The organism is Methanolobus mangrovi (genome assembly GCF_031312535.1).
Lineage (GTDB): Archaea > Halobacteriota > Methanosarcinia > Methanosarcinales > Methanosarcinaceae > Methanolobus > Methanolobus mangrovi.
On the sequence record NZ_CP133594.1, the window covers coordinates 2,290,472 to 2,306,800 of the forward strand.

The 16,329-nt window shown below is 41.9% G+C and carries 21 protein-coding genes and 1 tRNA gene; 14 read left to right on the plus strand and 8 right to left on the minus strand.

What is annotated here, in order from left to right:
• Positions 1–35: 35 nt before the first annotated feature.
• On the plus strand, positions 36–950 hold the full coding sequence (locus RE476_RS11050; RefSeq protein ID WP_309307691.1) for a hypothetical protein: 915 nt from the start codon (positions 36–38) through the stop codon (positions 948–950).
• Between the two features lie 2 nt (positions 951–952).
• Here RE476_RS11050 and RE476_RS11055 read toward each other — a convergent pair whose 3' ends face one another.
• The 3 genes from RE476_RS11055 to RE476_RS11065 form a co-directional block, all read right to left on the minus strand.
• Positions 953–1,696, minus strand: a complete 744-nt coding sequence (locus RE476_RS11055; RefSeq protein WP_309307692.1) for an MBL fold metallo-hydrolase — start codon at positions 1,694–1,696, stop codon at positions 953–955.
• An 18-nt stretch (positions 1,697–1,714) separates the two neighbouring features.
• The gene (locus RE476_RS11060) at positions 1,715–2,986 is read right to left on the minus strand and encodes an ATP-binding protein (protein ID WP_309307693.1); all 1,272 of its coding nucleotides are present in this window, start codon (positions 2,984–2,986) and stop codon (positions 1,715–1,717) included.
• A 164-nt stretch (positions 2,987–3,150) separates the two neighbouring features.
• Positions 3,151–3,654, minus strand: coding sequence for a DUF5817 domain-containing protein (locus RE476_RS11065; RefSeq protein ID WP_309307694.1), 504 nt, complete (start codon positions 3,652–3,654; stop codon positions 3,151–3,153).
• 74 nt (positions 3,655–3,728) lie between these two features.
• On the opposite strand from RE476_RS11065, the gene rimI reads away from it, so the two are divergent.
• On the plus strand, positions 3,729–4,154 hold the full coding sequence (rimI, locus tag RE476_RS11070) for a ribosomal protein S18-alanine N-acetyltransferase (protein ID WP_309307696.1): 426 nt from the start codon (positions 3,729–3,731) through the stop codon (positions 4,152–4,154).
• Between the two features lies 1 nt (position 4,155).
• Here rimI and RE476_RS11075 read toward each other — a convergent pair whose 3' ends face one another.
• Complete coding sequence (locus RE476_RS11075; RefSeq protein ID WP_309307697.1) at positions 4,156–4,815, minus strand: undecaprenyl diphosphate synthase family protein; 660 nt, start codon at positions 4,813–4,815, stop codon at positions 4,156–4,158.
• 26 nt (positions 4,816–4,841) lie between these two features.
• The gene (locus RE476_RS11080; protein ID WP_309307698.1) at positions 4,842–6,026 is read right to left on the minus strand and encodes a redox-regulated ATPase YchF; all 1,185 of its coding nucleotides are present in this window, start codon (positions 6,024–6,026) and stop codon (positions 4,842–4,844) included.
• Positions 6,027–6,172: 146 nt separating this feature from the next.
• On the opposite strand from RE476_RS11080, the gene RE476_RS11085 reads away from it, so the two are divergent.
• A tRNA-Arg gene (locus RE476_RS11085) sits at positions 6,173–6,244 on the plus strand.
• Positions 6,245–6,418: 174 nt separating this feature from the next.
• Here RE476_RS11085 and RE476_RS11090 read toward each other — a convergent pair.
• Entirely contained in the window at positions 6,419–6,676 is a 258-nt protein-coding gene (locus RE476_RS11090; protein ID WP_309307699.1) for a hypothetical protein, read from the minus strand.
• A 123-nt stretch (positions 6,677–6,799) separates the two neighbouring features.
• Between RE476_RS11090 and RE476_RS11095 the strand changes: the two genes are divergently transcribed.
• Both RE476_RS11095 and RE476_RS11100 read left to right on the plus strand, forming a co-directional pair.
• Positions 6,800–7,609: a hypothetical protein gene (locus tag RE476_RS11095; protein WP_309307700.1), complete on the plus strand. Its 810-nt coding sequence runs from the start codon at positions 6,800–6,802 to the stop codon at positions 7,607–7,609.
• A gap of 293 nt (positions 7,610–7,902) precedes the next feature.
• Entirely contained in the window at positions 7,903–8,199 is a 297-nt protein-coding gene (locus tag RE476_RS11100; RefSeq protein ID WP_309307701.1) for a DUF5658 family protein, read from the plus strand.
• 14 nt (positions 8,200–8,213) lie between these two features.
• Here RE476_RS11100 and RE476_RS11105 read toward each other — a convergent pair whose 3' ends face one another.
• On the minus strand, positions 8,214–8,510 hold the full coding sequence (locus RE476_RS11105; RefSeq protein ID WP_309307702.1) for a hypothetical protein: 297 nt from the start codon (positions 8,508–8,510) through the stop codon (positions 8,214–8,216).
• 362 nt (positions 8,511–8,872) lie between these two features.
• On the opposite strand from RE476_RS11105, the gene RE476_RS11110 reads away from it, so the two are divergent.
• The 9 genes from RE476_RS11110 (at position 8,873) to RE476_RS11150 (ending at position 16,087) form a co-directional block, all read left to right on the plus strand.
• Positions 8,873–9,028, plus strand: a complete 156-nt coding sequence (locus RE476_RS11110; protein WP_309307703.1) for a hypothetical protein — start codon at positions 8,873–8,875, stop codon at positions 9,026–9,028.
• Positions 9,029–9,187: 159 nt separating this feature from the next.
• On the plus strand, positions 9,188–9,595 hold the full coding sequence (locus tag RE476_RS11115; protein WP_309307704.1) for a hypothetical protein: 408 nt from the start codon (positions 9,188–9,190) through the stop codon (positions 9,593–9,595).
• Between the two features lie 238 nt (positions 9,596–9,833).
• Entirely contained in the window at positions 9,834–11,444 is a 1,611-nt protein-coding gene (gene thsA / locus RE476_RS11120) for a thermosome subunit alpha (RefSeq protein WP_309307705.1), read from the plus strand.
• Between the two features lie 193 nt (positions 11,445–11,637).
• A complete protein-coding gene (locus RE476_RS11125) occupies positions 11,638–12,180 on the plus strand; it encodes a biotin transporter BioY (protein ID WP_309307706.1) in 543 nt (180 codons plus the stop codon).
• Positions 12,181–12,191: 11 nt separating this feature from the next.
• Positions 12,192–13,007, plus strand: a complete 816-nt coding sequence (locus tag RE476_RS11130; RefSeq protein WP_309307707.1) for an ATP-binding cassette domain-containing protein — start codon at positions 12,192–12,194, stop codon at positions 13,005–13,007.
• Positions 12,992–13,813 carry an ATP-binding cassette domain-containing protein gene (locus RE476_RS11135; protein WP_309307708.1) on the plus strand — a complete coding sequence of 274 codons (822 nt, stop codon included), beginning with the start codon at positions 12,992–12,994 and terminating at the stop codon, positions 13,811–13,813. The genes RE476_RS11130 and RE476_RS11135 overlap by 16 nt, the downstream gene beginning before the upstream one ends.
• A gap of 4 nt (positions 13,814–13,817) precedes the next feature.
• Entirely contained in the window at positions 13,818–14,591 is a 774-nt protein-coding gene (locus tag RE476_RS11140; RefSeq protein ID WP_309307709.1) for an energy-coupling factor transporter transmembrane component T family protein, read from the plus strand.
• Between the two features lie 129 nt (positions 14,592–14,720).
• On the plus strand, positions 14,721–14,984 hold the full coding sequence (locus RE476_RS11145) for an ArsR/SmtB family transcription factor (RefSeq protein ID WP_309309608.1): 264 nt from the start codon (positions 14,721–14,723) through the stop codon (positions 14,982–14,984).
• Positions 14,984–16,087, plus strand: a complete 1,104-nt coding sequence (locus RE476_RS11150) for an SO_0444 family Cu/Zn efflux transporter (RefSeq protein ID WP_309307710.1) — start codon at positions 14,984–14,986, stop codon at positions 16,085–16,087. The genes RE476_RS11145 and RE476_RS11150 overlap by 1 nt, the downstream gene beginning before the upstream one ends.
• 6 nt (positions 16,088–16,093) lie before the next feature.
• Here RE476_RS11150 and RE476_RS11155 read toward each other — a convergent pair whose 3' ends face one another.
• Positions 16,094–16,306 carry a hypothetical protein gene (locus tag RE476_RS11155; RefSeq protein WP_309307711.1) on the minus strand — a complete coding sequence of 71 codons (213 nt, stop codon included), beginning with the start codon at positions 16,304–16,306 and terminating at the stop codon, positions 16,094–16,096.
• Positions 16,307–16,329 lie beyond the last annotated feature (23 nt).

Sequence of the window (16,329 nt, forward strand, 5' to 3'; positions counted from 1 at the left end):
TAGTTTGATAAAATAAATAATCAATTGGTGTAGCAATGAAAAAACATTTGATTCTGGTATTGTGTCTTCTCGGGCTTGTCCTCTTTGCAGGTGGCTGCATCGATGAACTTGTGCCTATAGATGAAGAAGATGCTCAGCAGGTGATATCTGCATACGAGTTTGAGGTTTTCCTTAACGATAGTTATGCTGAAGAGGTTTTAATTCCTACTCATAGTTTCTATCTCTCTAAGAATGGGTCTGCAAAGGTCGTTTCAATAATTGAGAATGAATCAGTTATTGATATTATTCCTCTGGAAGATCTAAGCACTTCAGACAATGAGGTTGTAAGCAACATTGTTGTACTGGGTGATATCTCTAACAAAACCAACGCAACACCGGAACAATTCACTGATTTTTCATTGATGGAAAACGGCTCTGATATCAATTATACTATTACAGAAGATGTCATTCGCGGGCAAAAACATGTGTTCATCACATTTGAAGAACCCATGACAGGTTTTGTAGCTTACACAATGGCAACACCACTCGGTCAGGATTTCATATACATTACAACTCCTCCGTCTGTAGTTCGTTTTGTTTTACCGGAGGGATATACTACCGGAAATTCACTCATAGGCAAGCCCAAACCTTCACCTGATGAATTTTATGTTGATACGGTAGGTCGTGAAAACCTTGTATGGCGTAATGAAGTGAAAACGACTGGTTTTCTGGGCATGCTGGGCAGATCTTCTCAGGAAGATACGGCAGATGTGGAGCCAGTACCAAAACTCATAAGCGTTAAGTTCTACACGACATCAGCACCAAAAGGTCTGACTGTTGCTGCAACTATTCTTGGTTTAATTGCACTCTTTGTTATCTCCAGATATCAACTTCAAAAGAAAAAACTGGAAATGATCCGCAGTAATATCGAGAAACAGGTAGTTGTTCCTAAAAAGAAAGGAAAGGACTAAACTCAAAGGTATTCAAAGACCATGCCATCATAGCCCAGGGGATATTCTTTGACCGCCTCATCATGAGGCTTGAAGAAATGGCTAAGGTGTGTGAATACTACTTTTTTAGCTTTAATTTCACAGGCTAGGTCCATAGCTTCTACGGTGTTCATGTGTTTTTTGACCTGTACTGTAGGCGGGACAATGGCATCGGCAATTAACAGGTCCGGCTCCATGATGGTCTCGATACTTTTCTCTGGAATGTCCCTCTGGGTATCTCCGGTGATGACCACTTTTGTATTTCCGTCCCGTACCATTACGCCTACCGACCTTTTCACAGGCGGATGTATGACTTCAAAAAGAGTGAATTCCAGACCAATAAGCTCAAAAGGTTCATACAGATTCCTTTCATTTTTTTTCGGGTGAAGGAACTGAAGGTAACCGAGAATATATTCGAGTGTTTCAGGCAGTCCGTAAACATCCACATTGTACTGGACCCTGTGGAATTCAGCAAAACCTGCAAAGTGGTCGTAATGACCGTGAGTCCATATTACTCCGTCAATGTGTTTCGTATTTTGCCTGAGTAACTGGTATCGAAGATCGGGTCCTGTATCCACCAGCACACTACCTTCTGGTGACTCCACAAGGATTGCAAATCTGGTTCTCTGACTTTTACCGCCGTTATGAGCATCCTGGCATGTAGGACAATTACATCCAATAACAGGAGTGCCGGTAGCATCTCCTGTTCCAAGAATTGTTATCTTCATGAATTGTCCTGTACGTGCCTATTCTTCGTATTCATTGGTTTTGATAACTGCTCTTTCATCGAATGATGCTACTGCATTGAGCATATCTTTCTCTGTAAGTTCGGTCCTCTCTGTAAGAAGCGCACTGAGTACAGCTTCACGGATGACCATACGCAGGTCCGAACCACTATATCCGTGTGTCAGAGCTGCTATTTCTGCTGTATCAAAGTCACCTTTTATCTCTTTTGTGACAATATCAAGTATCTTTTTGCGCATTTCCGCGTCAGGCAGGGGGAATTTCATAATGTCATCAAAACGGCGCCATGCAGCAGAATCAAGCATCTTTGGGTGGTTTGTCGCTGCCAGAAGAAGCACTCCGTCTGTTGTGAGACTGATGTTATCAATGGCTTTGAGCAACGTATTCACAGCTCTCTTAAGTGCTGCATGTTCATCGGATGAACGTGTCTTTGCGACAAAATCAAATTCATCAATAAAAAGTATACAAGGGCTTAATTTCTTGGCAAGTGCAAATACCCTGTCTATGTTCTTTGCAGTCTCTCCCAGGTACTGGTCGGTTATCATTGAGAGCCTGACCTCTACAAAGGGGGTGGAAAGGTGTTCTGACATTGCTTTTGCAAGTGATGTCTTTCCTGTTCCGGGAGGTCCGACCATGAGTATCTTGCCGACATCGTAAAGGCCAATATGTTTAAGGTAATCCCTGTACTTTATCGCCTTGACAATTTTCTTTGTTTCCTCTTCCTGTTCGGGTGTGAGGACAAAGTCTTCCATGGTCTGGCGTATATCTTCCGGTGCGCTGATCTGTGCCAGCTTGAGCATCTCGGGGCCGCCATCTTCTTTTTCAATATCTGCGATCAGGGATTCTATCCATTCCCTGTCAACTTCTTTTGGCCTTACTCTTGATTTTGCAGTGTTGTAGTCTGCACCTTCGGTCTTCTTTTTCTCAAAAAAGAATGCAAGAACGGGATTTTTCGATATTCTGTCCCTGTTTTCATCTTTTTTCTGAAACCATTCTGCTCCCACTTCAAGAGCTGTGACCTTTGCAGAAAAATCCATATCATCAATTGTGATGAAAGGAAGTGATATTGATCTCTTATTTATTTTCTCAATATCGAATATCTTTTCTATATCAGCAACTGTAACCCTTATAGGCTTTAGAACTGTTTTGTGATCCCTGCTCCAGTAATATTTACGTATATCCTTGGGCAGATCACTCACATCCATCTCGGGATATTTGTTATATATTTGTGCTGTAAGTAGCAGTTCCACAATATCGAGGGTTCTATCGGACATATTCATACCTGATCAAATAATTTATTAATTGGAAGTTAACTATTCAGACATTACATATTATACATCTTTTTAGATATATTTTTTGTATAGCTTCAAGAGTTATATTTTTCCCATCATATAAAAAAATCTGTGCATCTGATTTTGATATTAGCGATTATGGTGGTTTACACAAGCCGGATAATATCCTTTGACGGTGAGTATATTTCTCCTGCCTGTAACATTTTTTTGAGAATATCGTCGAATCTGTCCTCATCAACGTCCAGATCAATGGCCTTTTTTTTCAGTTCACCATAAAGCATCTGTTTGTCATTGGAACGGAGTACGTTAAGTATCAGTTCATCTGCTTTTTTCTTTCTTTGAGAAACTCTATTGTCAATGAAACATCCTGTCTTCTCACCGATATCCAGGCCAAATGCCTGATATTCGGTTCCTGGACCTTTCTCATTGTCAGCCGGAATAGTATATGTTTCATTTTCCACTATACTGGCCTGTACCTGCGTCCTGAAGGATATTGCTTCGTTAAGTTCCTCTGCTGAAAATAAGATGCGTAACTTCCTTAATGTTAGTGTTGCATCACACCTCTGGCAACGGGTGGTCTTTGAGCTTTCCAGCTCTATGATCTGTGCATTCTTCCTGCATTTAGTGCATATAACAACTCCGTATGCCATCGGCAACTTCTTAGTATGTATCCTATAAATAGTAAGCCTCACAGAGAAGAGAACCTAAAAACAAATCAAATGATATGATGATAAGAAGAGCATTGATCTCAGATATACCTGAAATTGTAGAAATAGAGGATTGTTCCTTTAAGGTACCTTGGCCTGATTTTCTTTTCAAGGCACACCTTAGTAATCCCGGGTTTCTTGTTTATGAGGATGATCGGGTACTTGGTTATGCAATAGTCAGCGCATCGGATGATAAGAGAAAAGCTCACCTGCAGAGTATTGCTGTTCACAGGGACTACAGGCGGCAGGGAATTGCAAGCAAACTGCTTGAATGGTGTATTGACCTTGTGAAGCTTTATGGTTTTAACAAAATGATGCTTGAGGTGAGGGAGAATAACACTGCAGCCCAACTTTTCTATTCCAAGAATGGCTTTATAGTAGAGGGGAAGATAGACGGTTATTATCTTGATGATAATGCCATTGTGATGTGCAGGGAGATATGAGTTATTTCCCAAATCTTCTCTGGCGTTTTTGAAAATCCCTTATTATCCTGATTATGTCCATTTTCCTCAGGTCATGCCAGTTGACATCGGTGAAGTAAAATTCAGAATATATTGATTGCCATATCAAAAAATCGGACAGATGCTTTCCTCCGGAACGGATGAAGAGGTCCGGTTCGTATTTCATCACAAGATTGGATTCTATATCTTTTTCGCTTATTTCCGATGCTTTGATCTTCCCTTCTTTTACCTTTTTAAGTATTGAGATCACTGCATTTGTAACTTCCCTGCGCCCGCCGAAACCAACAGAAACGTAGACCTGAACTCCTTTTCCTTCCTTCTTTGAGCTGACATCTCCGTTTTCCTCATATATCTCATATCCTACGTCATTAGGTGTTTTCGAAAGGATCTCTTTGAGCTTTGAGGTCAATTTGTCTATCATTTCAGATTTGAGTATTTCCTCGGTGTCCAGCACGTCAATGTAGATGCTGGCAATCTTTACTCCGAGCTGTCTGCACCAGAGGATGTAATCTTTGAGTTTTTTGAAACCGCCTTTTTGCAGCAGGTCGGTTTCAGAGAGTACCAGGGATACGTGCTCGGGGCTGGGATACTTCGTGACCTGCTGTAACAGGTGCTTCTCATAGAAGGAAGTTACAAAGCTCATGATATCCTGATACTTTGCTTTGATCTTTATTTTGCAGTGGAGACTATCTTCACGACATCTCCGTCGTTGAGTTCGTGCTTTTCCCCAAGTCGCATCTTTGTTTTCCCATCCACTGCATAGAGGAATCTGTCACCGATGTCGGAATGTACCCTATATGCGAGGTTGTGTGCATTGGAGCCTTTTTTCATGAGGAATGCATCAGGTAACATTCTTCCGTTCTTGTCGGTCCACTTTCCTTCATCTTCTACCGGATAAACGATTATGAGGTCAAGAAGCTCAAAAACAGCTTTGTTGATACAATTTTGTATGCCGGTGCCATCCATTTTCTGTATGAGGGTGCGTACATTCTCAAGTCCTTTTTTCTGGGCAGCGTTGAGCTCTTCAGACAGGATGGTGAAGTCCTGATCTCCCGGTTCGTATTTTATGGCATGACCCTTGGATGCTGACCTGAGCACAAGTTCTGCGGCTGCGCTGGTGGGCACTACCATCTGGTCAAGTGCCTGCAGGTTGGTGATGTTCTCTGGTGGTGCAACATCTGTTTTGTTGGCGGCGATTATCATTGGCTTGCTCATGATGCGGATCACGTCACAGAAATGAATGATGTCCTCCTCGGTCCATTTTGTAAGATGGTTCCTGTCCAGATTGCATTCGTTAAGGGCACGACTGATATGGTGCTCGTCCACACCTGCTCCGACAAGCTGGTCTGCAAGTATGTGCTCTATGGAGAGTCCTTCTGCCTGTATCTTGCGTGACAGTTTTGTCCAGTTCCTCATGATTATGCTATAGATCCACATGGTGAGTTCACGGTTGAGAAAATCAATGTCACCAAGAGGGTCGTGGTCTCCGATATCAACCGGATTTCCTTCTATGTCAGTGCCACCTGAGGCATCTATCACGTGGATGATTGCCTGTGCCTGCCTCAGGTCGTCGAGGAAGGTGTTACCAAGCCCGCGCCCTTGGTGCGCATCAGGTACCAGGCCTGCAACGTCTATGAGTTCGATAGGAACGTAACGTATTCCATCAGAACAGTTGCCACAGCGCTTGTCACGGCTTACGCAGGGGCACTGCGCCCTTACGTATGTTACTCCTTTGTTTGCATGAATTGTTGTGAATGGATAATTTGCTATCTCCACGTCTGCCAGTGTTGCAGCCTTGAAGAATGTGGATTTCCCTGCATTGGGTTTCCCCGCAAGTCCTATTGTCATCGACATGGATAGTAATCAGTCTTGCAGCATTTAACTTTTATTGATTGTGCACATATCTGTCAATGGGGAGGGAAGCTAGAACTGGCATGAATTGTCACACCCCAACCAATAATCTTTATATGCGAGAAAGACATTAGAGCATGAACCTTGTTGTCCCGGTAGGGTAATGGATATCCTTGAGGCCTGCGGAGCCTTAGATCCGAGTTCGATCCTCGGTCGGGACGTAACTTCTTATTTTTGCTATATTTTTTGTTACAAGTTTAATTTCTAATCTCTATTGCTTTTGCTATAAAATTCTACTGTTGCGAGAAAAAAGCATGGTATATCTATTGCGTGGTTCCTGAAGTCTATCTTAAAATTTTAGATGGTTGCAGGAGACATTTTCAGATATAATTTTATCACAGTTGGTCTGCTAAATCTATTATAACAGCATCTCCAATGGTTTCAGACTGAATTTTAGCACCGGCTATTATAGAAATCACGCCTGAAATTACTTCATCCTTGTTGCTTTTATATTCTAAAATAGGATTGGCTGTTTCATAAGAGGTCATAGCCATTATGTATTCTTCACCCTCATATTCAGTAACATATAATTGAATTATTTTATCAACGTTTATGTATGAACCATTCAGTGTTGTAATGTAGACAGTATACATTTTAATCTCCCCATTAACTATTATGTTCTATATTAATTCATAAAGTTTGTTCCTGAATCCTTGTACCAAAATGCCTCTGCTTGATTCGCCTTATTTAAATACGATTTTTTCCATTCTACTACTATGGGTACTCCAGACATTGACACATACATCAAAGAAGCAGAAGTTATCGAAAAGATGTATATGGAGTTGCTGGAAGGTACCACTCAAAAAAGGATCAAGCGTATCGATGACGGTTCTACGGGGTTACAGAACGTCGAGTACAGGATATGCGTGATCAATTCCAAGAACGAGATTCTGCAACATGCTCTTTTGGAAAGGTATGGGAATTGGTATGAAAGCTGCCGGAACCTTGTTCAGAAATATACAGGCATGAGCAGGAGTTCTAAATATGATGATCTTGCAGGGTTGCACGAAACTACATTGAAGCTCATTGATCTGAAAGACCCTGCCAGCAATTCCAATGAGAAAAAACATCTGAGAAAAGAATTTATCGCTTGTTTTGATGCTCATGTCCGGATTCTTCACTCAATAGGACCTCGGATAGCTTCAGCAAGAAACACCCACATAAGTTTGGTCGCAGCAGACAAGATATATTCTGAACTTGACGAAGCCGAAACTCTGTATGATCAAGGGTCCATTCGTAATTCATGTATCATCGCCGGAAATGCTCTTGAAAGATACCTGAAGATGCGATGTGAAGTTTGTGAGATCGAATTGGAGCCGGAGGATACACTGCTTGCAATGGCCCGGAAACTTCACGAATCGAATAAGGCATATGACTTTGATTTGGAGATGCATGGGATTATAGAGCATCTTGTGGATTTAAGGGATAAATGTGTCAATGTTGATGAGGGTGAAGAGCTGCAGGAAGATTGGTTAAGAGAATTGATTGACCGGATCAGGGAACTTACCTTTATGACATTTTGTTAAATTTGGTATTTCCCTTTGGTGGCTTAGGGTTCGTGATCAGGATGGATTCATGGATTGATTTGTAACCTCTAAATCCATACGGCTTTAATTATATCTCGTGTTTTATTACAAGCAACATTATAAAAATATGTGGAAAAGTTTAACACTTCTGACGATATAGATTATTAGTGGGGTTTGCCGATAGTGGGGACTATCCGGTATATTCAGACAAAAATGGTTGTCCGATAGCTGTGGGTATCGTTTGCTGGTACAGACATCGAAACACATCAACCTCAGGACGAGAGTGAGTTCATATGTCATTTGTAAGGGATATCATACCTGTATTGATTTTGTACATAATAGGTGATACCATAACCACATTCTATGCATTGGGGACGGGTGTGTTCTATGAAGGAAATCCTATTCTGTTCCATCTCTTCAAAATATATGGGTACAGTTTCCTGATACCTCTAAAATTGGGTTTCATATTCCTGTTATATCATGTCTACAGGAATGCAGACCGCTATTACTGGAACATCACAAGATATTCCGTATCATGTATTGGTCTTCTTGCGACTGCAAGCAACATGATGGCAGTCCTCTGCCATTAAAATATAAGCTGGATTTAGACATTGCCGACCATGATCAACAAGGCAATGAATGCGAGGATTCCCAGCAGGAAAATTCCTCCGAGTGCCAGAAGGATCTTCTTTCTTTGCTTTTCCTCTTCAACTGTCATTGGCAAAGGATGAGGGTTATGCTTTTTCTCCAGGTACGTTCCAATTCCCACTCCGATGGCTACACCAATTGCCGGGCCGATGGCAATCATACCTAACAAAAGACCTATCGGAATACCAAGGGGGATGCCTATGACCATGCCAATTGCTATAAAATGGCCTTTTGGATACCTTTTCTCCTCCATGACAATAACTTATCATTTGAGTATATAAATATTGTTTATCTTCAACATCGTGTGTGATCTCAACAATAATGTCTCATTGATTCCCTGGGTTCTAAATGAAAGCTGATACTTGAAAACCACGTCATGCAACATCATCCATATTTATATCCATAATACGATCAGTAAATTTGAACAAGTTTTTAATGAAGTCCTGTGTAAATTTACCATATAATCCTTAGGGGATCATTTTTGATGAAAGATAAATTTTGTTTTCTATTTTGCTGGTGCTTGGTGATTTTACAGGTAAATCCATAACATCATATTTTTATATAATAAAAAAGATAGTTATTATGTATATGACCGTTTGTAACTTTGAGGGAACCATGAAGGAACAAGATGAACAGAAATTTGATGAGTTCAGGGAAATGTTCTCCCGATATCTGGATACAGATGACCTTTCAGAACAGGAATTCGAACTCAGATGCAATATGATCAATTTCGTTAAAAGTGCCTGCATCCAGACACTCATCTCATACTAGGCCTGTAAACTGGAGCTTGCTAACATTTAAGCCTGCTTGCATGTAAAGCGTTGGCTATCTATTTTCCTTGGCTTTTGGCTTTTTTTATCTGAACCTTGAGCAATGTTTATTTGCATAAAAGAACATTTTTAATTAGGGTTTATTGTCCCGGGTGTGAAAATGCAGGAAATCAACATATATACTGAAAAAATAGGCAAGAACACTTTCAGGTCATCTGACATCCCTCTCGTTTTGAAAGTCTTGCGGCAGGATGCAAAAACCGGTTTGATCGGGTTAACAAAGGATGATATTCAATTGTTTCAGGTATATACATTTGCTCTGCAGCAGTTGGAACTCGCAGGTGGGACTAGCTCTTCGGAAGTTCATGCAGGGGACTGGAGGCAAACAGTAGATGATCTTTCCACCCTCAAGCAGGTAATTGATGAAATGGAGCAGAAGGAAATTATCTCGAATGTTGCGTGGAATGCCGGTGGCATGGCCATTTTTGATATTCCTGATAAGAAAATGTACAAAACATTTGTATATAGTATAATACTTGGTCATCTGGATAAATTATATGGCAGGTGATAATGCCTGCTATTAAGGCTTTTTATTTTGATTTTGAAAGGAACCCACTGTTATATAATATAGATTATATCTCTTATTTAGATATATGTGGCCTGCATTCTTCTGAAAACCATCTGTTTTTCACTAGTTATCTTTATATAGAACCGCCTGCATTTAGATTGAGCAGTACGAGTAAGAGTACTCAATTATGACTAATATTACTCTATTATAGAATTTATTATTATTAGGAGGTTAAAAATTGGCAGGACAGCCTACATACGCTTTAGGGAACAGTGGCCGTGCAAGAGATGCCCAGAGCATTAACATACTTGCAGGCAAAGCAGTTGCACGCGCAGTAAGGACCACCCTTGGTCCAAAAGGTATGGACAAGATGCTTGTTGATGGACTTGGAGATATCGTCATCACTAACGATGGTGCCACTATCCTCAGGGAAATGGACATCGAACACCCAGCTGCAAAGATGGTGGTTGAAGTTTCAAAGGCACAGGATGATGAGGTTGGCGATGGTACAACAACAGCAGCTGTACTTACAGGAGAACTTCTCACAATGGCAGAGGAGCTTATTGCAAAGGGAGTTCACCCAACAATCATTGCAACTGGTTACAGACATGCCGCAAAGAAGGCTATTGAGATATTGAAGACCATCACTATCGAAGTTTCCAAGGACGACAGGGAAACCCTGAAGAAACTGGCAAAGACCTCCCTCACAGGAAAGGCTGCCGGAGAATACAAGGACTTCCTTGCTGAGATCGCTCTTGATGCAGTACTTTCAGTTGCAGAAGAAACTGATGAAGGCATCACAGTCGATGTAGGCGATATCACTATCGAGAAACGTGAAGGCGGTAGTATCCTTGACACCGAACTTATCACAGGTCTTGTAATTGATAAGGAAAGGGTCAGACCTAACATGCCAAAGAAGATCGAGAACGCAAAGATTCTCCTTGCAAGCTTTGCAATTGAGTTCCAGAAGATCGAGAAAACTGCAGAGATAAAGATCACCTCACCTGACCAGATGCAGCTCTTCGTTGAACAGGAAGAGAAAATGGTCAAGGAAATGGTAGACAAGATCGTTGCAAGTGGCGCAAACGTAGTCTTCTGCCAGAAGGGCATTGATGATCTTGCACAGTACTATCTTGAGAAAGCTGGTATCTATGCCTGCAGAAGGATCACAAAGAGCGACCTTCAGAAGCTTGCAAAGGCAACAGGTGCAACACTTTTCCAGGATGTAACTGACATCAGGCCAGAGGACCTTGGTTCAGCTGAGTCTGTAGAAGAAAAGAACCTCCATGGTTCAAAGATGACATTCTTCCTCGGATGTAAGGAAGAAAAGACTGCATCAGTCATTCTCCACGGTGGTACAACACACATAGTTGACAGTCTTAAGCGCGCACTGAACGATGCACTTTGTGTCATTGGTGTAGCACTGGAAGACCGCAGCATTGTTGCTGGTGGCGGTTCCCCGGAGATCGAGCTTGCGCTCAGGCTCAGGGAATATGCATCAACACTTAAGGGCAGAGAGCAGCTCGCAGTCGCTAAGTTTGCAGAAGCATTCGAAATCATTCCTCAGACCCTCGCAGAAAATGCAGGTCTTGACCCAATAGACAAGCTTGTCGAGCTTCGTTCACAGCACGAGCAGGGTAACAAGAACATGGGTCTCGATGTCTATACCGGAAAGGTCATAGACATGTATGAGAACGATGTCCTCGAACCACTCAGAATAAAGACCCAGGCAATCAATGCAGCTACCGAAGCAACAGTCATGATCCTCAGGATCGATGATGTTGTAGCAGCAAGCGGCAGAGGCGGCGCAATGCCACCAGGTATGCCACAGCCTGATATGGATATGTAAGTTTTCTTTTCTGTGCAGGATCTTCCTGCACATCATTATCTTTTATTTCTGTAATTTCTGCTATTTGTTGTATTCTTGCATAAGGATTATATATTTTGTAAACCACACAATGAATATACGGTTAACAATAATATATAAGTAACCGATATTCGATGATAGGATATATGTTCTATATTTTGTGTTTGGTGAATCTATGAATGACAAAGTGTACTCTCATAATAGCAACATCAGAAAAATGGTCTTTGCATCCCTGTTTGCTGCCATGATGGCAGTAGGGGCTTATATTAAAATCCCTGTTCCCATAAGTCCTGTACCGATTACGTTACAGGTTCTTTTTGTATTGATGGCAGGAGCAATGCTTGGTGCCAGATGGGGAACGATAAGTGTGATAGTCTACCTGTTTCTGGGAATTGCAGGTCTTCCTGTATTTTCAGGTGGTAGTTCAGGTCTGGGTGTGCTTTTCGGACCAACCGGTGGTTATCTGGTAGGTTTCATGTTTGCTGCACTGATAATCGGGGTATTATGCGACCGATATGGCAGGGAAAAGGTCCATTTCAATGCACTGTTCATGCTGGCAGGTCTTTTTGTTATCTACCTTTTCGGTATTTTACAACTCATGAACGTTGCAAGTCTGACACTTCCTGAAGCTGTAGCTATAGGTCTTCTTTCCTATATTCCGGGAGCTATCCTTAAATTACTTGTCGCTGCAATAATCGCATCAAGATATTCTATTTGAAATGTGGTTACATGATTTGCATAAACAACCTGAGCTTCCGTTATCCTGATGGCACACTGGCACTGGATTCAGTTGATCTGAATATCCGTAAAGGTGAATTCATAGCCATAGTCGGAAAGAATGGTTGTGGTAAATCAACAATTTTGCGTCATATGAATGGCCTCCTCCTGCCCTGTGAAGGTTCTGTTACCGTAAAGGGAATGGATACATCTGATCCATCATCCCTCCTTAAAATTCGTCATACTGCAGGTATGGTCTTTCAGGACCCGGGTTCACAGTTCATCGGAATGACTGTGGAAGAGGATGTTGCATTCGGCCCTGAGAACCTGGGTCTGTCTCCTGAAGAGATACAGTTCTTTGTGAACCGATCCCTCCAGGATGTAGGTATGCTGGAACACAGGAATCATACTCCTCGTACATTAAGTGGTGGACAGAAACAAAAGGTGGCATTGGCATCTGTTCTTGCCATGGGCCCTGAGATCATACTATTTGACGAAGTCACTTCTATGCTGGATGCCAGTTCCGGGAAGGACATCCTTGACCTAATTAAGAAATTACATAAAAACGGAACTACTGTTGTATATGTAACCCATCGCCTGGAAGAACTTGCTTATGCAGATCGTCTTGTTGTGATGGACAAAGGTCGCATAATTCATGACGGAAACCCGCGTACCATATTAAGTAAGGAAAATCCTGTAAGCTTTGGCTTTGCCCTCCCTCCGGTAATTGAACTGGCCAGAAGGCTTGCAGACGAAAATATCATCGACCCGTCTCTCCTTCCGTTGTCTAAGGAAGAACTCCGGGAGGTTTTATGTCAATTGATGTGAAAAAAGTGAGTTTCTGCTATAACAGGGGAACATCTCTTCAAAAACTTGCACTGGACAACGTAAGTTTCTCAATAAACAAAGGTGAATTTGTTCTCATAGGGGGTGAGGTCGGTTCCGGTAAATCCACTCTGCTCAGGCATTTCAATGGTCTTCTCAGACCTCACTCCGGTTCTGTAACAGTAAGCGGAATTAACACCCGGGACCGGAAAGTGAGATCAAAAGTGGGTCTGCTGATGCAATATCCTCAAAAGCAACTTTTCGGAAAAACCGTTTATGAAGATGTTTCCTTTGGTCCTTCTAACTTCGGATCAAAGGGCGAGGAACTGGACAAGAAGGTAAAGGATGCCTTGAATTTAGTGGGTCTTTCAGAGAACGTCTCTGGTCTATCACCATTTAGCCTTAGCGGCGGTCAGATGAGACTTGTGGCTTTGGCAGGAGTTTTATCCATGGAACCTGACTATCTTGTTCTGGATGAACCGACATCAGGGCTTGACCCGGATAATCGTTCTTCCCTTCTATCAATATTGGGCAAGCTTCATAGTTCGGGAATTTCCATAATTGTGGTTTCGCATCAAATAGTTGAGCTTCTTCCCTTCGCAGAAAAAGTGATAATTCTTAAAAAAGGGAGCATCGATTTCATCGGTACTCCAAAAGAATACTTAAGGTCAGCACCAACTTCACTGCCGGAGATAACATGTCTTATGAAAGAACTCCGGGCAGCAGGTTTCAATGTGCGTGATGATATTTACTCTGTTGATGATGCTTTTTTGGAAATAACCAATTCATTGGCAGAAATGGGGGATTAGCGGTATGGATTATCTATTTTTGTCATTTATCCCCGGTGAATCCCTGCTTCACAGGCTCGATCCGAGGACAAAGATCCTTGGTCTTATGCTTGCAAGCATATGCATTCTTGAGACTTCATCCTTTGAAGGGATGGCATTGATCACTCTTGTTTTTACGGTTCTTGTGATAGCATGTAAACTGCCATTGATGCACTTTGCCCGATCAGTAAGGCCAATGATTCTCTTTTTTGTGCTACTCTTCCTGATGCAATTATTTTTAACAGAAGGAGCGTCAATTTTTCAATTCAAATGGATAACTGCCAGCTATGAAGGCCTGATACTTGGTACTATTCTCACTCTGCGTTTCATTTTTCTGTTACTCTTTGCAGCATTGCTCACAGCGACCACATCTCCTTCAAAAATAACAGCAGGGATTGAAAGGCTTCTTCGCCCTCTGCCACTAAAATATATCGGGATAACTTCTCATGACCTCGCAATGATGATGTCCCTTTCTATCTATTTTGTACCGATGTTGTATGATAATTTCAGAACCCTCAGGGATGCCCAGCTTTCCCGTGGACTGGATATTAAAAAAGAGCCTGTAAAAGCCATATTATCCTTTTCTGTCCCTCTTATCAGTATTTCTGTACGTGCAGTGGAAGAAGTGGCTCTTGCGATGGAAAGTCGTTGTTATGTGGGTATGGGGCGTACATCCATGCATGTAATGGAGCTTAAGGGCAGCGATTATCTGAGTTTGTTTTTATACGGGATCCTGTTTGTTTTTTGTATTGTGTTATGATCGAGGGGATATATTAATATATGAACATATGTTCATATGTTTGTAAGAACTATGGATCATATTTGTGCGGATGATAGCTCCATCAATGAAAAAGTCAGAAACTTGCCCTCAGAAGAATCAATTTCTTCCATGTGCCAGATTTTTAATGCTCTCCAGTGTACCACACGCCTGAAAATACTCTTTCTCCTACTACAAGGAGAAATGTGCGTGAAAGAGATAGAGGATGCACTTGGAATGACCCAGTCTTCGATCTCCCATAGCCTGAAACATCTCAGGCAACTTGATATTGTGAGGATGAAAAAAGAAGGCAGGTTTGCGGTATACTATCTGGCTGACGGGCATGTTGAACTATTCATGTCTATGTGCAGGGAACATGTGGAGGAAACAAAATAATGACATTCTTAAACACTCTATTATCAATCATCTCAGGTGTTCTGGCCGAATCATGGGATTTGTTTGAAGAGGCGGCACCTTATCTCATACTGGGATTTGCAGTTGCGGGTATTTTGCACGTAATGGTCCCGGATGAAAAAATTCTGAAGCATCTGGGCAAGTCTGCAGGAAAGTTCAGGTCAGCCCTGAATGCATCATTGCTTGGAATCCCGTTGCCACTGTGTTCATGCGGTGTGGTTCCGACTGCCCTTTCATTGAAGAACAGAGGGGCTACAAAAGGTGCAACTCTCTCTTTCCTTATATCTACTCCGGAAACAGGAGTAGATTCCATAGCCATCACATATGCATTGCTGGACCCTATTATGACTGTATTCCGTCCTCTTGCCAGTATGGTAACTGCATTACTTACAGGGATCGCAGAAAATATAATGGGTGAAAAAAAGGAAGCAACCTCTCAAAAGAAGAACATTCTCATGATGCAGCCTATGGCAGCATGCAGTGACTCATCCTGTTCCTGTAACAATAGTTCATTTTCAGTTGAAGATGCTTCACCTCTTCGGAAGTTGCAGGAAGCTTTCAGGTATTCTTTCGTTGAGCTTCTCGGGGACATTTCCACATGGTTAATAGCAGGTATACTGATTGCTGGAGTCATATCCTATATGGTGCCTGATGAGTTGGTGGATGTTTATCTTGGAGGTGGCATTTTTTCAATGCTAATTATGCTGGTCATAGGTATACCGCTCTATATATGTGCAACAGCATCAACACCACTTGCAGCTGCCCTTGTTTCTAAGGGGATGAGTCCGGGAACAGCTTTTGTGTTCCTGCTTGCCGGGCCTGCTACAAATGCAGCAACTATTACAATGGTCGCAAAATTCCTCGGAAAAAGAAGTGCCACTCTGTATCTTGGAATGATCGCATTGTGTTCGCTGGCATTCGGCCTGTTTCTCGATGCCATCTATTTCAGACTGGGTATTGAGGCCAGTTCTATTGTCGGTAGTGCAAGCGATGTATTGACTCCCGGAATAAAGACAACGTTCGCACTAATCCTGATACCCTTCATAGTTTATGGCATATACAAACAGAATTTTAAAAAAAGATAGCTTCTTTTACTTCTTATGAAGTTCCCTGGAAAGAACTTCTGCCATCTTTTCTTTGAATTCATCAATGATAATGTCTGTATTATCCTCAATTCCTGCCTTGGTCTCTTCAGGTATTTCTATATCCGAATCTTCCTGAAGAGGTATGCTGACTATTTTTCCAAGGGTGTTTCCGGTTGTGATTTTGCCGTTCTTCCAGGAAAAATCATCATTATTCGACATAATATCCCCACACTGAACGCATG